This window comes from Flavobacterium ginsenosidimutans (genome assembly GCF_003254625.1).
Lineage (GTDB): Bacteria > Bacteroidota > Bacteroidia > Flavobacteriales > Flavobacteriaceae > Flavobacterium > Flavobacterium ginsenosidimutans.
The window spans coordinates 12,764-33,518 of the sequence record NZ_QJRJ01000060.1; the positions used below are offsets into that span (position 1 = coordinate 12,764).

Annotated in this window: 14 protein-coding genes; 7 read left to right on the forward strand and 7 right to left on the reverse strand. The window is 32.6% G+C overall.

The window, feature by feature from the left end; translation table 11 throughout:
* Positions 1-82 precede the first annotated feature (82 nt).
* Positions 83-472, forward strand: a complete 390-nt coding sequence (locus tag DM444_RS01025; RefSeq protein ID WP_111283160.1) for a helix-turn-helix domain-containing protein — start codon at positions 83-85, stop codon at positions 470-472.
* Between the two features lie 152 nt (positions 473-624).
* Here the strand turns inward: DM444_RS01025 and DM444_RS01030 are convergent, their stop codons facing one another.
* The 4 genes from DM444_RS01030 to thrA form a co-directional block, all read right to left on the reverse strand.
* Positions 625-4,059 (reverse strand): leucine-rich repeat domain-containing protein, encoded by a 3,435-nt coding sequence (locus tag DM444_RS01030; protein ID WP_111283162.1) that lies wholly within the window; start codon positions 4,057-4,059, stop codon positions 625-627.
* Positions 4,060-4,161: 102 nt separating this feature from the next.
* Positions 4,162-5,451 carry a threonine synthase gene (thrC, locus tag DM444_RS01035; protein WP_111283164.1) on the reverse strand — a complete coding sequence of 430 codons (1,290 nt, stop codon included), beginning with the start codon at positions 5,449-5,451 and terminating at the stop codon, positions 4,162-4,164.
* 412 nt (positions 5,452-5,863) lie between these two features.
* Positions 5,864-6,784, reverse strand: a complete 921-nt coding sequence (locus DM444_RS01040) for a homoserine kinase (RefSeq protein ID WP_111283166.1) — start codon at positions 6,782-6,784, stop codon at positions 5,864-5,866.
* 156 nt (positions 6,785-6,940) lie between these two features.
* Complete coding sequence (gene thrA / locus DM444_RS01045) at positions 6,941-9,388, reverse strand: bifunctional aspartate kinase/homoserine dehydrogenase I (protein WP_111283168.1); 2,448 nt, start codon at positions 9,386-9,388, stop codon at positions 6,941-6,943.
* 645 nt (positions 9,389-10,033) lie between these two features.
* Here thrA and hutH point away from each other — a divergent pair.
* From hutH to DM444_RS01075, 6 genes are all read left to right on the forward strand, one after another.
* A complete protein-coding gene (gene hutH / locus DM444_RS01050; protein ID WP_111283224.1) occupies positions 10,034-11,548 on the forward strand; it encodes a histidine ammonia-lyase in 1,515 nt (504 codons plus the stop codon).
* A gap of 48 nt (positions 11,549-11,596) precedes the next feature.
* Positions 11,597-12,241, forward strand: a complete 645-nt coding sequence (locus DM444_RS01055) for a DUF47 domain-containing protein (protein WP_008462731.1) — start codon at positions 11,597-11,599, stop codon at positions 12,239-12,241.
* Positions 12,242-12,271: 30 nt separating this feature from the next.
* Complete coding sequence (locus DM444_RS01060; RefSeq protein ID WP_111283170.1) at positions 12,272-13,612, forward strand: inorganic phosphate transporter; 1,341 nt, start codon at positions 12,272-12,274, stop codon at positions 13,610-13,612.
* Between the two features lie 225 nt (positions 13,613-13,837).
* Positions 13,838-14,461, forward strand: a complete 624-nt coding sequence (locus tag DM444_RS01065) for a hypothetical protein (RefSeq protein ID WP_162614893.1) — start codon at positions 13,838-13,840, stop codon at positions 14,459-14,461.
* Between the two features lie 177 nt (positions 14,462-14,638).
* Positions 14,639-15,265 carry a hypothetical protein gene (locus DM444_RS01070; protein WP_162614894.1) on the forward strand — a complete coding sequence of 209 codons (627 nt, stop codon included), beginning with the start codon at positions 14,639-14,641 and terminating at the stop codon, positions 15,263-15,265.
* Positions 15,266-15,435: 170 nt separating this feature from the next.
* The gene (locus DM444_RS01075; protein WP_111283176.1) at positions 15,436-15,972 is read left to right on the forward strand and encodes a hypothetical protein; all 537 of its coding nucleotides are present in this window, start codon (positions 15,436-15,438) and stop codon (positions 15,970-15,972) included.
* On the opposite strand, the gene DM444_RS01080 is transcribed toward DM444_RS01075, so the two are convergent.
* The 3 genes from DM444_RS01080 to DM444_RS01090 all read right to left on the reverse strand — a co-directional run bounded on the left by DM444_RS01080 (position 15,969) and on the right by DM444_RS01090 (position 20,642).
* Positions 15,969-16,487: a DUF421 domain-containing protein gene (locus DM444_RS01080; protein ID WP_111283178.1), complete on the reverse strand. Its 519-nt coding sequence runs from the start codon at positions 16,485-16,487 to the stop codon at positions 15,969-15,971. The two genes, DM444_RS01075 and DM444_RS01080, sit on opposite strands and share 4 nt — an antisense overlap.
* Positions 16,488-16,583: 96 nt before the next feature.
* Positions 16,584-17,954 carry a 30S ribosomal protein S6--L-glutamate ligase gene (gene rimK, locus DM444_RS01085; protein ID WP_111283180.1) on the reverse strand — a complete coding sequence of 457 codons (1,371 nt, stop codon included), beginning with the start codon at positions 17,952-17,954 and terminating at the stop codon, positions 16,584-16,586.
* Positions 17,955-18,095: 141 nt separating this feature from the next.
* Positions 18,096-20,642: an ATP-dependent Clp protease ATP-binding subunit gene (locus DM444_RS01090; protein ID WP_111283182.1), complete on the reverse strand. Its 2,547-nt coding sequence runs from the start codon at positions 20,640-20,642 to the stop codon at positions 18,096-18,098.
* Between the last annotated feature and the right edge of the window lie 113 nt (positions 20,643-20,755).

The following is a 20,755-nucleotide window of genomic DNA, read 5'->3' on the forward strand; positions in this document are numbered from 1 at the left end:
TATGAAAATAGTATCTTACAAAAACAGCTTTGTTTTTTACGGAAATTTATTTTCGTTTAAGAATTTTAAATATCTTTGAATTATGAGTACAGCAACAAAACCAAAACATATCGGCAGAAATATAAGCCGTATCAGAGAGCTTAAAGATATGAAACAGGAATCACTGGCACAGGCTATAGGAACAAATCAGCAGACGATTTCGGCTATTGAAAACAGCGAAACTGTAGATGAACAAAAACTAATTGAAATAGCAAAAGCTCTTGGAGTTTCTGTTGAAGCAATTAAAAACTTTTCGGAAGAAGCGGTTTTTAATATTATTGGGAATACTTTTCAAGATCACGGTGCTATTACTACAGGCAATTACGGTTGTACTTTTAATCCTTTAGATAAAGTGGTTGAACTTTACGAACGTTTGGTGCAAGCTGAAAAAGATAAAGTTGAGTATTTGGAGAAGTTATTGAATGGGAAATAATTTTTTAAAACATATATAAATGAAAAAAGAGGTCTTAATATGACCTCTTTTTTTATGTTGAATTGCTATCGCGAGCATTTCGCTCATGAACGCTCCAATTGGTTCTAAATTTCTTTGTGTTTACTAATAAGAGTCTTAAAATCGATTAATTTCTATTTTGTAATGAAACTAAATAGTTGTTCTCCTAATTCCATCATTTTAGCTCCTTTTGTTGCAATTTCTGCTGGTAGTACACTTATAGCAACCCAATCTTTTACCTCTTTTGCTTTTGTGAAAAACTTTTGTAGTTTAGAAATTGATTTTTTTTCATCTATTTCATCACTAGCTTGTTCCAAACGATATAATTCTTTTAATGCATTGCAGAAATTTTCCTGCCATTCCTTATTATCTTTTGATACATCTTCAAAATCTTCCAGAATATCTTTTAATTCTTGAATTTGAGTATTATTAGAATAATTATTTATATAGGAGTTTTGCGTGTTATTTTGTCCTCCTATTTGAGTATTCCCATTTGTTATGAAATTCCCTCTGACGTTAAAAACATGACCTTCTTTATTCATTGCATTTAATATTTTTTGTGAATCTTCAAAATTATCAATTACTTTTAATACATCTATATTACGAATTCTGTAGGTAGGATGGTAAGGTATTACACTAAGTCCATTTTTAAGGCTATCAATCATTTCATCATAAGATAAAAAGACCTCTTTTCTATTTTCTGGAGATATATAAAGAACTTCTTCTTTAAATTTTAATGAATATTTAGAGTTTATATCTTTGATATCTCTTCTTAATACTTCCCAAAGGCCTCTAATATTATCACCTTTAATCCAAAAATCAATTATTTTTGAATGAAGGTTTGTTTCTACAAGTGCAAAAGTTTTGCTATGTTGATCTTTTATTACTATACCAGATTGCCAATAACCATTTTTTACACAATTTGAAATATTACGCGCCATAAAACGATACATGATTAACATTTCAAAAGAAGATTCAAATTGAAAGCGATATCTAGTACTTTCTTTTTTGTATTTGTCAAATTCTACAGGTTTTTCACCTTCAAATGCACAAGGAACTAAATATTCATCTTTTTCAAAAGGGTTAATTACGCATAAGTCATAGTCTGTCATTAATGCTAAAATAAATTGGAAGTCTTTTTCTTTATATTTTAGTTTAATCTTTTCGTTTGCAAAGAAGGATTTTTCATCTTTAAAAATTTCTTTTAAATCATTATAGTTTAAATGCCCTTTTTTATTTCTAGTTATTTCAGATGTTATTACTGAGTATGCTCCTGTTGTAATCCAATCTGGATTTAGAACTTGCAAATCATTTAATATAGGTTTGTCAAAAAAAACAATTGAACCTATTTTGTCGAGCTGTTTGAGAAGATTTTTTTTATTTGTTTCATTAGTATATTTGTTGTTCTTACAAATTAAATCATATTCATTATATGCAATATAATTTTTACTAATGGTAACATCTTTTTCTAATTCATCTTTAATTTTAAACCAATTAAGAGGATATTGAACAAGTAAATCATTTTGACTTAAAATTGTGCTTACTAATTCTGATTTAAACTCTTCAAATCCATAATTATCTTTGCAAGACAATACAAATGGGTTTCGTAAATTAGGGTAAGTCTTTCTTAATTCAAAAAAATTTTTATTATTATGAGAATCTCGATCTTTCGAATCTTTACAATTATAAACAATTAATACTTCAGAATCTTTACCTAATTTATCAATTTGTTCCATCCAATAAAGTGCTTTTGTATCATTTCTAGGATCTAATAATAATATATAAATAACTTTTTCAGTTAGGAAAAACTGATGTAATGAATGTTGAATATGTTGCCCTCCAAAATCCCATAAATTAACTTTAATATTTTCGCCATTTTCATTAATTACTTCATTCCACGATTTTTTATTAATTCCATGAGTAGTTACTTCTTTTGAAAAAGGTAGGCCAACTATTTTTTTCATTAAACTTGTTTTACCTAAGCCACCTTCTCCAACTAAAATTAGTTTACATTCATTTAATGCTTTTAGTCCATACTTAGTAGCATCGTTAAAATATTGTAAAATAGTTTCATTACCTTGTTCTATAACTTCTACAGGCGGAATCGTAGAAATATTATGCGAAAGGTATATTCCGTCTTCCTCATTATATCCTCTGTCTGTTTCTTTTATTACATGTAATTTTCTAATTAATCCTTCAATTGGCCTGAAATCTGAAATTTGATTGTCTTCTAAAACTAAAAGATTTAATTTGCTTAAATTTTTAAGACCATTAATATTCGAGATTTTATTAATATCTAAATATAAATTTTCAATTAAAATTAGATTTTCCAATGGTGATATATCTGCAATTTGATTATTGCTAAAATCTAAATTTCTCAATTTAGTTAAATTTTTTATTGGACTGATATCCGTAATTTGATTAGCCCAAGCAATTAGGGAATTGAGTTGTTTTAAATTTTTTAAGGCAGAAATATTTAAAATTTTATTGTCACTTATCGTTAAAAATCTAAGATATATCAAATCTTTGATTGATTTAATATCTGAAATATGATTATTTCGTAAATCTAAGCTTTCTAGTTTATTTAAGTTTCCTAATACAGAAATGTCAGAGATTAAGTTTTCGCTTAAACTTAAAGTTGTAATATTTTTTAAAGCATTTAAAGGATAAATGTCGACAATATTGTTACGATCTAAATTTAAAAACTTAATGCTCATTAAGTTTTTTAAAGCTGAAATTTCATCAATAGAATTATTGTTTAAATTTAGTGAAATTATCTCAGAATTAAAGTTCTCAAAAACTGATAGCTCATAAATCATATTATTGCTCAAGTCTAAATGATTGATATTTATTAGGCTTTTTACAAAATTAATCTCTGATATATCGTTATTTGATAAATTTAACGATTTTAAATGACTTAAATCTTTTATAAAAGAAAAGTTAGAAATTTGGTTGCTACTTATGTTTAGGAAAGATAAGTTACTTAGTTTTTTTAAAAAAGAATAATCATCAATAAAATTATTGCTTACATTAAGAGAAGTTAGTGTAACTAATTCTTTTAGTATTGAAAAATCAATTACTTCATTATAACCTAAGCTTAAATCTGTAATTGCTTTTAAATATTTTAAAACAGATAAGTCAGTAATACGATTACTAGTAAGGTTTAATGATTCAATTTTTATTAAGTTTTTTAGAAATGATATATCGGTAATTACATTCGTTTCTAAATTTAGATCAGTTATATTTTTAAAATTTGTAAGCGCAGAACAATCAGAAATGTTATTGTAGCTTAAATTTAATAAAGTAATAGACGCTAAATCCTTTATGGCTGTAATGTCACTAATTTCGTTACTTTCTAATTGAAGATATTTTAGTGACTTTAAATTTTTGAGTGCTGAAAGATCAGTGATATTGTTATAGCTTAAATTTAATCCAATTACTTCATTTTTTTCATTTAGTTCAAAGCTATTACAATTTTCATAGTCAAATAGTGGGTAAGCTTTATCGTATTCTTCGAGTGATAAATCGAAATGTTTTTCCAGTATTAAGATTTCTTTGATTTTGTTCATTGCTTTTTTCTAAGTATTAAAGAATACAAATATGGTAAAGTTTATTAAAAAAACGGCTGAAATATTATTTCAGCCGTTTTTATATGTCGAGTTATAAATTTACTATCTCAAAAACGCCTTCAACTCCTCATAAGTCCCAATCTTCACACTAACTTTCTCCTCATTGATAACACTCTCAATTTGAGCAGGAATAGGAAGTGTGATTCCCAAAGCAGGTTCAACAACATCTAAAAACTTAATAGGATGCGCCGTTTCTAAGAAAATACCAATTGCGTTAGGGTGTTTTTCTAGTTCTTTTTTCAAACCTAAATAACCAACAGCGCCGTGCGGTTCTGCAATATAACCGTCTGTGTTATAAATTTTCTTTAGGGCTTCAAGCGTTTCTTCGTCAGTATAACTATAAGAAGAAAAGTCTTTTTCGAAAGCTTTTAAATCATTATTGTATAATTCCTGAATTCTAATAAAGTTACTTGGGTTTCCAACGTCCATGGCGTTAGAGATTGTCGCTTTAGAAGGTTTCGGGTCGTATTTTCCGTTTTCTAAGAATCTTGGCACGGTGTCGTTTACGTTTGTAGACGCAACGAAATGTTCAATTGGCAAACCTAATTTCTTTGCCATAATTCCAGCGCAGATATTCCCGAAGTTTCCGCTTGGGCAAGAAAAAACTAAAGGTTTGTTTTGGCTTTTCAACGCTTTGTAAGCAAAGAAGAAATAAAACATTTGCGGCAACCAACGTGCAATATTAATCGAGTTGGCAGAAGTCAGGTTTTTATGCGCCAGAGTCTCATCCAAAAATGCTTTTTTAACCATATCCTGACAATCGTCAAAAACGCCGTCAACTTCCAGTGCTTTTATGTTTTGCCCTAAAGTAGTCAATTGTTTTTCCTGAATATCGCTCACTTTTCCAGACGGATATAAAATGACAACATCAACGCCGTCAACGCCTAGAAATCCGCTCGCAACGGCTCCGCCTGTATCTCCAGAAGTGGCTACTAAAACAGTGTTTTTAGCGTCTTTTTTGTCTTTATTGAAATACCCCAAACAACGTGACATAAAACGTGCTCCAACGTCTTTAAAAGCCATTGTTGGTCCGTGAAATAATTCTAACGAATAGATTCCGTTTTCGACTTTCACCACCGGAAAATCAAAAACTAAAGTCTCTGCAATGATTTCTTTTAGTTTTTCTGCTGGGATTTCATCGCCAACGAATTGTTTAATCGCTTCAAAAGCGATTTCTTCGTGGCTTAAACTTTCGATTTTATCAAAAAAAGAAGGATCAAGCGGTGTGATGCTTTCTGGGAAATATAATCCTTTGTCAGTTGCTAATCCTTGTATAACAGCTTCTTGAAAAGAAACTTTTGGGGCATTATGGTTTAAACTGTAGTATTTCATTTTGATATTTTAGATTTTAGATTTTAGATTTTAGATTTTTTGGAGGGAAATTCCAAATTTTTAAATTCCAAATTCCAATAAATTATATTTTTAATTATAGGCTACTTTTGTCAGGCTGAGCCCTTCGTTCCTCAGGATAAACTCCGTCGAAGCCCGCGCAACGTATTGACATAAAGTAAATTCTCAAAGTTTGTCATTTCGACTGAAAGGAGAAATCTTCGCAAGTAACTCCGCAACGTTAATCCAATCTTTGTCGAGCTTCTTGTGTGATCCTTCGTTCCTCAGGATGACAAACTGTATGGTTATGACAAACTGTGCGGTTATACTTTGCGCGGGCTTCTCCCGAAGCCTCGGAACCGCTCAGCCTGACAAACTTTGTCTTAATACTTAATTCTTCGTACTTAATACTCTTCTACAAAATTCTTACTCCATCAGGATTTATCTTCGAAACATGAATCTCATACGGTAAATTCATTTTTTCGTAAACTTCGCTCATGGCTTTTGCGATTTGGTCGGCGGTTTCTTTTCCTCTGCTTAAAGCGAAAATCGACGGGCCAGAACCTGAAATTCCAGAACCTAAAGCGCCGTTTTCAAGAGCGGTTTGTTTGATTTGATCGAAACCTGGAATTAAAACACTTCTTAAAGGCTCAACGATTTCGTCATGAAGCGAACGTCCGATTAATTCGTAATCTTTAGTGTAAAGTCCTGCTACTAATCCGCCCACATTTCCCCATTGCATGATGGCGCTTTTTAAGGAAACATTTTGTTTCAAAACCGAACGTGCATCAGATGTTTTCAACTCAATTTGCGGGTGAACCACCGTTGCGTACAATTCTTCTGGACTATCGATTCTAATAATATCAAGCGGCGCATAACTTCTTACCAAAGTAAATCCGCCTAAAAGGGCAGGAGCAACGTTGTCGGCATGTGCGTTTCCGCTGGCTAATTTCTCACCCTGCATCGCAAACTGAACCAAATCTTTACGAGAATATGGTCTTCCTAATAATTCATTAATTCCGAAAACCGCTCCGGCAGAACTTGCAGCACTGCTTCCGATTCCGCTTCCAGCTTTTATGTTTTTATAAATTTCGATTTCGAATCCAAAATCCAGTTCGTCTAAAGTTTCAAGCATTGCCAAAGCCGCAACTCCGGAAACGTTTTTCTCAGTTTCCAAAGGCAAATCGGCACCGACAATTTTAGTGATTCGAACTCCTTTTTGATCGACTTTTCGAACAATCATTTCATCGCCCGCATTGTCTAAACAAAGTCCCAATACGTCAAATCCGCATGAGAGGTTGGCGATTGTAGCGGGACAGAATAATTTTATTTCCATTTTCTTTTTAAAGGTTCTGAGTTGCTAAGATGCTAAGGTTCTAAGTTTTTCTTTGCAACTGTTTATTTTTTAGTTTCTAAGGTTCTGAGATTCTAAGAGGCTAAGATTAGTTTTGAAAAAAACTCAGAACCTTAGTATCTTAGAACCTTAGCACCTCTAAATATTACCTATTCGAATAACATCTGCAAAAATTCCTGAGGCTGTTACCGCAGCTCCAGCACCGGCTCCTTTTATCAATAAAGGCTGGTCTACGTAACGATCTGTGTAGAAAAGCACGATATTATCTTTTCCCTCTAAATTGTAGAAAGGATGATCTTTCGGGATGAATTGCAGACCAACGCTTGCTTTTCCGTTTTCGAATTGCGCTACGTATTTCAATCTTGAATCTTTGGCTAAAGCTTCTTTATAAATACCTTCAAAATGAGCAGCGTGTTTGATTAACGATGCAAAGAAATCTTCGTTGTTTGTTGTTGCTAAACATTCGGCTGGTAAAAACGATTCGTTTGCAATAGCGTCAATATCCATTTCGTAACCGCTTTCGCGAATAAGAATCAGGATTTTACGAGCCACATCGATTCCGCTTAAGTCAATTTTTGGATCTGGTTCTGTGAATCCTTGAACTCCAGCTTCTTTTACTACATCGTGGAAAGAGTTGTTTTCGTCAAAATTGTTAAAAATAAAGTTCAAACTTCCAGATAAAACGGCTTGAATTTTATGCACTTTATCTCCAGATGCAATAAGATTTTTAACTGTATCGATAATTGGCAATCCCGCACCAACATTTGTTTCAAACAAGAAAGGAGCATTGTATTGACGAGATAGGTTTTTTAATTTTTTATAGTTGTCGTAAGCAGATGAACAGGCAATTTTGTTGCAAGTTACAACGGCAATACTTTCTTTTAAGAATCTTTCGTAGGCTTCAGAAACTGTTGCGTTTGCAGTAATATCTACAAAAATGCTGTTACGTAAATTCAGATCTTCTGCACGTTTTATGAATCCTTCGATACTTGCTGTTTCACCTTCTGCTAAAGCCGAATCCCAATTTTTTAATGAAATTCCATCTTCGTCAAAAATCATTTTTCTTGAGTTAGACAAAGCAATAACGCGAACGTTGATTTTTAAAACATCTTTTAAGAATTTCTTCTGATTGTGAATCTGCTCGATGAATTTTTCTCCCACATTTCCAACTCCCATTACGAATAAATTCAGCTGTTTTGTGTTTTCTTCGAAGAAGTTTTCGTGTAAAGTATTCAACGCTTTTTTAACGTCTCTTTCGTTAATTACAGTCGAAATATTTCTTTCAGAAGCACCTTGCGCAATCGCACGAATGTTTACGTTGTTTTTTCCTAAAGTAGAGAACATTCTTCCGCTCAAACCTTGGTGATTTTTCATGTTTTCACCCACCAAAGCAATAATACAAAGGTCTTTTTCTACGTAGCAAGGATCGATTTTGTTCTGCGAAATTTCGATTTCAAAAGCTCTGTTAATCGCAATTTCAGCATTTTCAGCATCAGAATTCAAAATTCCGATACAGATTGAATGCTCAGAAGAAGCTTGAGTAATAAAAATTACGTTGATTTTTTCTTGAGATAATACTTCAAACAAACGTCTAGAAGAACCCGCAACTCCAATCATTCCTGGACCTTCAAGAGTTAAAAGCGAAATATGATCGATATGGCTAATTCCTTTTACAACAGTATCTTTTGATGAAACCTGATTTGAAATTAAAGTTCCTTCAGCTTCTGGTTCAAAAGTATTTTTAATTAAAATCGGAATGTTTTTTCTTAAAACAGGCTGAATTGTTGGCGGATACAAAACTTTAGCACCAAAGTGAGACAATTCCATTGCTTCTTGATACGAGATATTAGCAATTGGCTGTGCTTGTTTTACAATTTTTGGATTTGCAGTAAACATTCCGTTTACGTCAGTCCAGATTTCCAATTGTTCCGCATCGATTGCTCCAGCGATAATTGCAGCAGTGTAATCAGATCCACCGCGTCCTAAAGTCGAAGTGATTCCGTCTAAAGTCTGCGCAATAAATCCTGGAAGAATATTTATTTTTGATTTATTCGAAGCAAAATATTCTTGAATTAATTTATTCGAAACTTCAAAGTTAACAACTGCTTTTCCGAAGTTATTATCAGTTTTAATTAATTCACGGCTGTCTTTGTAAACTGCATCTTTACTGATTTGCTGATATGCCTGAGCAATGATGAATGAAGAAAGTAATTCGCCAAAACTTAAAATAGTGTCAGCAGTTCTTGGAGATAATTCGCCAAGCAAGAAACATCCGTCTAATAAAGTTTCTAAATGGTTGATGATTCTTTTTACGTGGCTTAAAAGACTGCTTTGTTCGCTTACAGGAATCAGTTCTTTAAGTGTATCAAGATGTTTTTTCTCGATTTCGGCAACAACTTCTCTAAAGCTTTCGTCGTTTGCCGCCGCTTTTGCCGCCGCCAATTGCAGTAAATCTGTCACTTTGCTTAGCGCTGAAACTACAACAACAAGTTTGTCATTTTTAGCTTTTTGGTTAACAATTTCGAGAACGAGTTTTATATTTTGAGCATTGGCAACCGAAGTTCCGCCAAATTTTAATACTTTCATTTTATGATATTTTTTAATAAGGTGCAAAGGTTTTGAGTGACAAAGGTTCAAAGGTTATCAACTGTGAACTGAAACTGAAAACTGCGACTTTTTTTCTTTGTAAATGTTTTTTATGTATCCAATGACTCTCTTCTTTCAAGAAAAAAGTATAGATAACCTAGGATTATATGTAAAAATGTATACCCCTAAGGGGTAGTAGTTGTTGTAGTAGAAATAATGGTAGCAGCAATTGCAACTCCTGTTTGAGCTGTAATAATTGTAGATTGATATTTTATGCTGTTACTTTTCATTTTTGATTTTTCAAAAGTACAGTTTTTTAGAAGTATTAAAAACTCTAAAAGTCTTTTTGCGAATATTTTAATAATTCAAATTGGATTAATTCAATATTGAGTATTTGTTAAAATTCAATATTCTAAACTGAGGTTTTGATAGATTTTAGAATAGCATTTTTATAAATCAAACCCATACAAAGGGCTGATTTTTAATTCGAAAATTGGCTAAAAAGCATTAAAACACATGATGTTTCGCTTTTAAAAACAAATAAAGACAGAGATCAATTGAGATTGAAATTTTAATTATTGTGATAAAATGTTGCTTTTTAATGTTGATTTGTTGAATTTTGACGTCTTAAAATTGAAAAGCATCATGAGAGAGATCCATTATATAAGTACTGAAACAATAACTTTAGAAACTTTACACGAAATTTTATCCAACAATAAAATTCTTGAATTGTCTGAAGAGGCTAAAGTAAATGTTCAAAAATGCCGTGACTATTTAGATAAAAAGTTGGCAACGCATACGGCACCAATTTACGGAATCAACACAGGTTTCGGGTCTTTATATAGTGTAAAAATCTCTAACGAAAATTTATCTAAGCTTCAGGAAAACTTAGTAAAATCGCACGCTTGCGGAACAGGAGAGGAAGTTCCTGCCGAAATTGTGAAAATGATGCTTTTACTTAAAATCCAGTCTTTAAGCTATGGACATTCTGGAATTCAGTTAATCACATTGCAGCGTTTGGTTGATTTCTATAATAATGATATTCTGCCAATTATTTATACACAAGGTTCACTTGGAGCTTCAGGAGATTTAGCACCATTAGCGCATTTATCTTTGCCTTTAATTGGCGAAGGAGTTGTTCTTTTTGAAGGAAAGAAAACCGCTTCTGCTGAAGTTTTAAAACATTTTAACTGGGAACCAATCGTTTTACAGTCTAAAGAAGGTTTGGCTTTATTGAACGGAACACAGTTTATGAGTGCTTACGGAGCTCATATTTTAATTAAAGCTTATAAATATTCGTATTTAGCAGATTTAATCGGAACCATTTCTCTAGAAGGTTTTGATGGAAGAATCGAGCCATTCAACGAATTGATACATTATATACGTCCGCATAAAGGGCAGATTGTAACCGCACAAAGAATTACGGAATTCTTAGACGGAAGCGAAATTATCACTCAGGAAAAGAAACACGTTCAAGATCCATATTCTTTCCGTTGTATGCCACAAGTTCACGGAGCTTCAAAAGATGCGATTGATTATGTTAGAAAAGTATTCAAGACAGAAATCAACTCGGTTACCGATAATCCAAATATATTTATAGAAGCTGATCAGATTATTTCTGGTGGAAATTTCCACGGACAGCCTTTGGCATTAGCTCTAGACTTTATGGCGATTGCTTTGGCAGAATTAGGAAGTATTTCTGAAAGAAGAACGTATCAGTTAATTTCTGGATTGCGTAATCTTCCAGCATTTTTGGTTGATAATCCGGGATTGAATTCTGGTTTAATGATTCCGCAGTATACAGCAGCAAGTATTGCAAGTCAGAACAAACAATTGGCAACTCCAGCGAGTATAGATAGCATTGTTTCGAGCAACGGTCAGGAAGATCACGTGAGCATGGGAGCAAACGGCGCTACAAAAGCCTTACGAATTTTAGATAATTTAGAGCGCATTTTGGCGATCGAATTATTGAATGCATCTCAGGCAATTGCTTACAGAGAGCCACTAAAATCAAGCGATTTTATCGAAATGTTCTTGAGTAGCTACAGAGAAGTTGTGCCTTTGGTAAAAGAAGACAGAATCTTACATAATGACATAGAAAACACGGTGTTATTCCTTGAGAGTTTCCAAATAGAAAACGATTTGTTAACAATGGCTTAACATTGCAAAATATTATTGAAGTAATTTTGCACTATCAAAAATAAAACAATGTCAATAAACAGTATTTTCCAATTTTTAGTGCCGAAAGACAAAAAATTCTTTCCACTTTTTGAAGAGGCTTCTAGCAATTTAATTGAATTAGCTTCTAACTTACACGAAGCTGTAAATTTACCATTAAAAGAAAGAGAAATTCTTTTTCAAAAGATTGACGAATTAGAACAAAAAGGAGAAGACATCACACGTCAGACTAACCTTGAGTTAAGCAGAAACTTTATTACTCCATTTGATAGAGAAGATATTCACACGTTAATTACTTCAATTGACAACGTTGCAGATTACCTGCATGGTGCATCTAGCCGTATGAGATTGTATCAAGTTGATAAGATTACAAAATCTATCAGAAAGATGACAGAAATCAACCTTGAAGCTTGTCAAAACATTGACAGTGCAGTAAAAGAGTTGAGAAACTTACAGAATTTTAAAGTTATTAAAGATGCTTGTGCTAGAATTAACAAACTAGAGAACAAGTCTGATAACGTATATAACAAAGCAGTTTTTGAAATTTTTGAAAACGAAACAGACGCTAAAAATATCATTAAATATAAAGAAGTGTTATCTGTTTTAGAATCAGCAACAGACAAATGTAAGAGTGTTGCGAACATACTAGAATCTATTTCTGTAAAACATTCTTAATTCAATTTTTCAATCTGAAGTTATAATTTTATGACTATACTTATATTAATTATAGTGCTTGCCTTAATTTTTGATTACATCAATGGTTTTCATGATGCGGCAAATGCTATAGCGACAGTTGTTGCGACAAAGGTTTTAACGCCTTTTCAGGCGGTTCTTTGGGCAGCATTTTTCAACTTTCTAGCTTATTGGGTTTTCGGATTTGGTGTTGCAGATACTGTTGCTAAAACAGCAGATACAATGCAAATTGACCTAGTGGTAATTTTAGCAGGTGTAATTGCTGCAATATGCTGGAATTTATTGACTTGGTGGTTAGGTATTCCTTCAAGTTCTTCGCATACTCTTATCGGTGGTTTTGCTGGTGCGGCGGTAGCGCATGCTATTGCAGTTCATGGTTTTTCAGCTTATGTTGGAGCAGACGGAACAACACATCACTGGTATGATATAGTGAGTTGGTATAAGGCTGGAAAAGATGGTGGGATGCCCTCGGGAGTTCTTATTATTATTGCTTTTATTGTTCTAGCACCACTATTAGGAGCTTTAGCGTCCTATTTGATTTCGATTTGGTTATTAAATGCTTCTCGTAAAAGTATTGGTCCAAAAATATTTACAGTAGCTTTAATGATTGCAACGATTTGGTTTGTTTACGTACAAATGATTCCTTACGAGGAAATTATAAAAGATGGACATAAACCCCGTTTTGCTTCTTCTGTTTTTTGGAGCGTTGCATTTGAACCTCATAATATAAAATGGTTTTTAGTTGCGTTTATCGTATTAACAGTAAGCGGTTTTTGTTTAATTTTTAGCAGTTTAAATCTTCATCAGGCAGATGCTGCTTTAAAGAAAATGCAACTACTATCTTCTGCAGCTTTTAGTTTAGGGCACGGTGGAAATGATTCGCAAAAAGTAATGGGTATCATTGCAGCAGCAGTTGTTGTTTATATTAATACAAATCCTGGTGTTCATATGGATTCATGGTTAGATGTAGCTCTTCCTTCTGAAGATGGTGCTTTTAAAATGCCGCCTTGGATTCCGTTAGCGTGTTATTCTGCAATTGCAGCAGGAACTTTAAGCGGTGGATGGAAAATTGTGAAAACAATGGGATCTAAAATCACAAAAGTAAGTTCGTTTGAAGGTGTAGCGGCTGAAACTGCAGGAGCTTTAACACTTTACTTTACAGAACATTTAAAAATTCCAGTAAGTACAACCCACACAATTACAGGTTCTATTATTGGGGTTGGATTAACAAAACGTGTATCTGCAGTTCGTTGGGGAGTTACAGTAAGCTTAATCTGGGCTTGGATTCTAACTATTCCAATTTCAGCAATTTTAGCAGGTTTGGTTTATTTTGTGCTAAGCGTGTTTATTTAGTAAAATGATTATTGTGAAATGTGAGTTGTAAATCACATTTTGTAAACATATTTAAGCCGATTTCATATTTGAAATCGGCTTTTTTTATGGGTTAAAATGAAAAAATAAATGGCTTAAAATGATAGTTTAAAAACTTTTGAGAGCTATTCATTGAATTCTATGTAAAGACCTTTGCAAAATTATTTAATAAGGATTTTACAAATTATAATTTAAAAGCAAATGGCAATGATTTTTGAAAAACCGATAATTCATAATGGTCAAGGTGGAAATGTAGTATTAATTTACGGACAATATGTTATTGGGAATATTACAAAAGAGGATGCAGATATAAGTATTGAGAAAATTAAAAACAACTCCCTTGCTGAATCAGAATTTGACTCAATTATCTTTATAAATGATATTGTGGGATATGAATTTATTATAGGAAATGATTCTTTTTTAAAGTTTGAAATATCTAAAAATAATGACACTTCTTTCCAGAATATTAATTTTCAAAATGTAGATGTTGCGAAAGAAGCTGAATTGTCAATTGAAAAACAATTTAAACAATTGGGTTTTAAACGAGAAGAAATTCAATTAACACCATTGCAAGCTGCTGTTTCTCCAGCTATAACTACGCTTGGAGTTGCCGGAGGTGGAGCAATACTTACTTGGTTTGCCTATAATGTTGATAATTATGAGTCAACACGCAGAAGAATTAAATGGTATGTAAAATTGTTTGATGAAATATCGAGAGCTATAGGATATCTTCCTTTTTTAGTTCTTACAGCTGTTTTAACTATTTTATGTTTGTTTTGGCTAATTAAAAAAATGTTTAATCCTCCTTTTAAAATTAAGGCTACAAAATAATTTTAAAAAGCCGATTTCAAATATGAAATCGGCTTTTTTTATGTTTTAAAATGAAAAATTAAATGTCTTAAAATGATAGTTTAAAAACTTTTAAGAGCTATTAATTGAATTCTATGTAAAGACCTTTGCAAAATTATTTATTGAGGATTTTACTAATTAATTTAAAAGCGAATGGCAATGATTTTTGAAAAACCGATAATTCTTGAAGGCGAAGAAGGAAATGTAGTTCTAATTTATGGAGATCATATAATTGGAAATATTACAAAAGAAAATGCTGATTTAAGTATTGAAAGAATAGAGAAAAACGTTTTTAATTTATCTGAATTTGAATCGATAATAAATATTAATGAAATCTTTGAATATGAATTTGAACCTGAAAATGATTCACACATTATGTTTGAAGTGAGAAATGCAGATTCTGTAACTTATAAAACTATTGATTTTAAAGATTCTGAAACTACAAGAAAAGCAGAGAAATCAATTAGTGAAAAATTTAAACAATTAGGCTTTAAGCGAGAAGAAAAGCAAATATCAGCTCTTAGTGCTGCTGTTATTCCTGGATCTGTTGCGGCTTTTGTTGCCGTTATGGGAGGAATTTTCACTTGGTATGCTAAATATATGGAGACGCGTGTAATAACTCGTACAAGGATTATAAAGTGGTATGTTTATATTTTTGAAAAAGTAGCTGAAGTAATAGGCTTCTATCCGTTTTTAATTATCACGGTAGTTTTGACAGTATGTTGTTTACTATGGATGTTTAAAAGAATGGCTAATCCTCCGATTAAGATTAGTGCTGTGAAATAGTTTTACAAAGCCGATTTTACTTAAAATCGGCTTTTTGTTTTCTGTTTTATATATGTCTTTAAATGATATTTTTTAAATTTTTAGTAGCTATTCATACTATTTTTTAGATGGACATTTGCATAGTTGTTTATCAGTTTTAATAAATGACAAAGTGAGAAAAAAAGTTTAAAATGATTTTGAAAACAGCTAACCCCAAAGTAATGTACAAATTCAAAAATAAGATAATTTCACAACTGTTTTTCTCACTTATTTTTTTCTCATTGTTTTCTTGCCAAGAAGATGATGTAAGGAGGATTCGCTTAAAAGTAGATCAAAAGAAAGTAACGAGCAATCCAAACGAAGAGTCAGATGTAATTTCATGCTTTATAAAAGAATCGGTTAGTAGATCTTTAAAAGGTATTGATACAAATAAATTAAAATATTATACGGTAGAAAGAAATGATACTATTTTGGTAATCACAAAAGTTACTGATATGATAGGAATTGAAAAATCTTCAAGGAGAAAATTGTTGTTTGCAATTAACCATTGTCTTTTAACATCGGAAAGATATAATATGAAAAAGATCTATATTGATGTTGAAGGAAATTTTAGCACTCTTTTAGTAAAAACACCTTCAAAATATGATTTTGATGGGAAGTTTGCAGATGAAGATTTGCTTCTTTCATTTTATGGAAAATCAAAAGTTTCGTTTAAAAATAAGAATTAAAACTTCTGCAAATTCTTATGATTATGCTTACGTTTATAATGCGTTTGTTTTAATTTTTCTTGATCTTCAGAAATAATACTTATTGTTCCGTCGATTTCTAACATGGCCAATTTTACATTTTTGAAGAATTCAATTCCGTGTTCGCGCATTGCTTCTTTTAATTCTTCGTCGGAAATATCTAATTTGCTTAAAGCTTTAAAATCCAGTTTTCCGTCGTGAATTAATACTTCTGGTTTATCAAGTAATATATTGCCAAGAGTTTTGTATCGGCGTGTTAGTTTTTTAATTATGAAATTAATTACAAACAAAACTAAAGCTGCGACCAAACCGCCTAACAGACTAGTGTCTGGCCCAACCATTGCATTTTGAACAGAGTTGCTGATTAATAAAATCAGAATAATATCGGCTGTGTTTAATTGAGAAAGTTCTTTTTTGCCAAAGATTCTTAAAGCAATTGTCATGAAAAAATAAACGGCAACACTTCGTATGATGATATCTAAATAAGGAAAATGCATGTTTTTTATTTTAAAGTTAAATAAAAAAGCTTTGCCAAAGTTGTAAACTTTGACAAAGCTGCTAAATTATTTATACGATATTAAGTTAAAATGAACTTAACTCAATTTGAAATTCTTTTCAATAGCTTTAATCATTTCTCCAGCAACATCTTTATTTGTAGCACCTTCAATTCCTTCAAGACCTGGAGATGAATTTACTTCCAGTAATAACGGGCCTTTTGAAGAACGAATAATATCAACACCAGCTACTTTCAAATCCATTGCTTTTGCTGCTTTAATCGCGATCTTTTTCTCTTCAGGCGTTACTTTTATAACTGATGCAGTTCCGCCAAGGTGAATATTAGCTCTAAATTCTCCTGGCATAGCCTCACGCTGAATTGCTGCAACCACTTTTCCGTCAATTACAAAACAACGAATATCTTTTCCGTTAGCTTCTTTGATGAATTCTTGAACTAAGATGTTGGCATTTAAGCTTTTAAAAGCATTGATTACGCTTTCAGCTGCTTTTTTAGTTTCAGCCAAAACAACACCTTTTCCTTGCGTTCCTTCTAATAATTTCACAATTAAAGGCGAACCGCCCACCATTTTAATTAAGTTGTCTGTATCAAGCGGAGAATTGGCAAATCCTGTAGTTGGAATATCAATTCCGCTGTTCAAAAGAAGTTGTAATGAATATAATTTATCTCTAGATTGCGTAATGGCTGTTGCCGAATTTAAAACAAAAACCTTCAAAGCCTCAAACTGACGCGTTAAAGCACAACCGTAAAAAGTAATGCTTGGTCTAATTCTCGGAATAATAGCATCAAATTCGTTTAGAATTTTTCCACCTCTGTAATGAATTTCAGGTTTTTTTGCGTCCAATTTCATGTAGCATTCCTTGATGTTCAGGAAATGCATTTCGTGCCCACGCATTTCACCGGCTTCCATAATTCTTTTATTGCTATACAATTCAGGATTACTGGCTAAAAGACCAATTCGTAAGCCTGTTTTTGCTTTTTCTGAATTTTGGTATAATTCTTTTAAAGATTCGGCTGTAGGCTGTCCTAAAAGATATTTTTGTTCTGGGTCAACTAAAACTCTTCCGCTCATGGCTTCGCGTCCTAAAAGCATTCTAAATCCCATAGAATCGCGATTAGTCAAAGTCATTTCGATTGGCCATTTTGCTTCACCAATTTTTAAGCTGGTTTGAATGACATAACGGTGTTCTCTAAAACCACTTGAACTCTTTACAATTCTTTTGTCGACAAGTGGTGCTTCGCAGTGAATAACAGTTTTAATATTATTCTGAATTGGATTAATGTCGAATTTAACCCAATTAGCATCATTTTTTATAAAAGGAGCTATGTTTATAGCGTGCATTGCCGAAGTTTTAGCGCCAGAATCCACACGAGCCTTGATTGTGGGGATTCCTAGTTCTGGAAATGAGCACCATTCTTCGCTGCCTAAAATGACTTTGTTTTGAAGCATAAATTGTTTTTTTGTTATGAATTTAAATTCAAAAATAGCTATTTGCTTTTACTAAAGATAGTGATTTTTAATAAAAAAAATACCCGTTATGTTATGAAAACGTAACGGGCATATTATGTGTGTTATAATTTTTTAACTAATTTATTGATTAGTCGGCTCTTCTGCTTTATGTATTTCTACTGACAATTCTTGTGAATCGTCTTTTAGATCCATCATGATTTCATCGCCTGAATGAATTTTCGAAGTGATGATTTCTTCTGCTAATAAATCTTCAACATATTTCTGAATCGCTCTCTTAAGCGGTCTTGCTCCAAATTGCTTGTCAAAACCTTTTTCAGCGATAAATGCTTTTGCTTTATCAGTTAAGCTTAATTTGTAACCTAACTCTGCAATGCGAGAGTAAAGTTTTTTCAATTCGATTTCGATAATCAAATCGATATCAGCTTTTTCTAATGCATTAAATACAATTACATCATCAATTCTGTTTAAGAATTCAGGAGCAAAAGTTTTCTTCAAAGCGTTCTCGATAATGCTTTTTGAGTTTTCATCTGCTTGAGCTGTTCTTGCTGCAGTTCCGAATCCAACACCTTGTCCAAAATCTTTCAACTGACGAGCACCAACGTTAGATGTCATGATAATGATTGTGTTTTTAAAGTCGATTTTGCGGCCTAAACTATCAGTCAAATATCCATCATCTAAAACTTGAAGCATCATATTGAATACATCTGGATGTGCTTTTTCGATCTCATCTAAAAGAACTACACAGTATGGTTTTCTACGAACTTTTTCAGTCAATTGACCACCTTCTTCGTATCCAACGTATCCTGGAGGCGCTCCAACTAAACGAGAAATCGCAAATTTCTCCATGTATTCACTCATGTCGATACGAACTAATGCATCTTCTGAATCGAATAATTCTTTAGCTAATACTTTAGCCAATTGTGTTTTACCAACCCCAGTTTGACCTAAGAAAATGAATGAACCAATTGGTTTGTTCGGATCTTTAAGTCCAGCTCTGTTACGTTGAATAGAACGAGCGATTTTTAAAACAGCTTCATTTTGACCAATTACTTTGTTCTGAATCAATTCAGGCAATTGAGCTAGTTTGTTGCTTTCTGTTTGTGCAATTCTGTTTACAGGAATTCCAGTCATCATAGAAACAACATCAGCTACGTTATCTTCTGTAACTTCAATTCTGTTGTTTTTAGAATCTTCTTCCCATTGTTCCTGTGCTAAAGCAAGATCTTTTTCGATACGTTTTTCATCATCGCGAAGTTTGGCTGCTTCTTCATATTTTTGTTTTTTAACAACCATATTTTTCATTTCGCGAACTTCTTCTAACTGACGTTCTAGATCCAAAATTTGTTTTGGAACATCGATGTTGGTGATGTGTACACGTGAACCAGCTTCGTCCATTGCATCGATCGCTTTGTCTGGTAAGAAACGCTCAGACATATATCTGTTTGTTAGCTTAACACAAGCTTCGATAGCTTCTTGAGTATAAGTTACGTTGTGGTGATCTTCGTATTTATCTTTTACGTTGTTCAAAATCGCAATTGTTTCTTCAACAGAAGTTGGCTCCACAATTACTTTTTGAAAACGTCTTTCTAAAGCACCATCTTTTTCAATGTATTGTCTGTACTCATCAAGAGTAGTAGCGCCAATACATTGAATTTCTCCTCTAGCTAAAGCAGGTTTGAACATATTTGAAGCATCAAGAGAACCTGTTGCTCCACCAGCGCCTACAATAGTGTGGATTTCGTCAATAAAAAGAATAATATCGTCGTTTTTCTCAAGCTCGTTCATTACGGCTTTCATTCTTTCTTCAAATTGTCCTCTGTATTTTGTTCCTGCAACTAAACTTGCAAGATCAAGAGTTACAACACGTTTGTGGAAAAGAATACGCGATACTTTCTTTTGGATAATACGTAGAGCAAGTCCTTCTGCAATAGCAGATTTACCAACTCCAGGCTCTCCAATAAGAAGCGGATTGTTCTTTTTTCTACGGCTTAAAATTTGCGATACACGCTCAATTTCTTTTTCTCGTCCTACAACTGGGTCTAATTTCCCTTCTTCAGCCATTTCTGTTAAATCTCTCCCAAAATTATCTAAAACTGGGGTTTTAGATTTCTTGTTTGACTTATTGGCGGGATTATTAAAGCTGCTTTCTTTCAGACTGTCATCTTGTCCTGAATCATCATTGTATGATTCGTTTCTTGGCAAGTTTTCTAAGAATTCTTCTTCGTTTGGAGTCATATTTAAATACTGTTCTTTAGCTACGTCATAATCTATTTTTAGTTTATTCAATAGCTTGGTTGTTGGATCGTTTTCGTTTCTCAAGATACATAACAGCAGGTGAGCGGTGCTAATTGATGAACTTTGAAATACTTTTGCTTCAAGAAAAGTGGTCTTCAGGGCTCTTTCGGCCTGTCGGGTAAGATGAAGGTTTTTCTTTTCTGCATTTACTTCAACGCTCAGGTTAGCAGGGCTAAGTACTTCTACTTTTCTGCGTAAATGATCTAAATCGACAGCTAGGTTATTAAGTATATGAATAGCTTTTCCGTTACCATCTCTTAAAATACCTAGCATAAGATGCTCTGTACCAATAAAGTCGTGGCCTAATCTAAGAGCCTCTTCCTTACTGTACGTAATTACATCTTTTACTCTTGGTGAAAAATTATCATCCATAATATATAATTGGTATTGTAAATTTAGTGAATTACTGTTTTAAAAACAAAAACCGTACCTTCAAGAACTACTGTCAGCTAATAGACGAAAAAAAAGACAATAAAAGCGTTAAA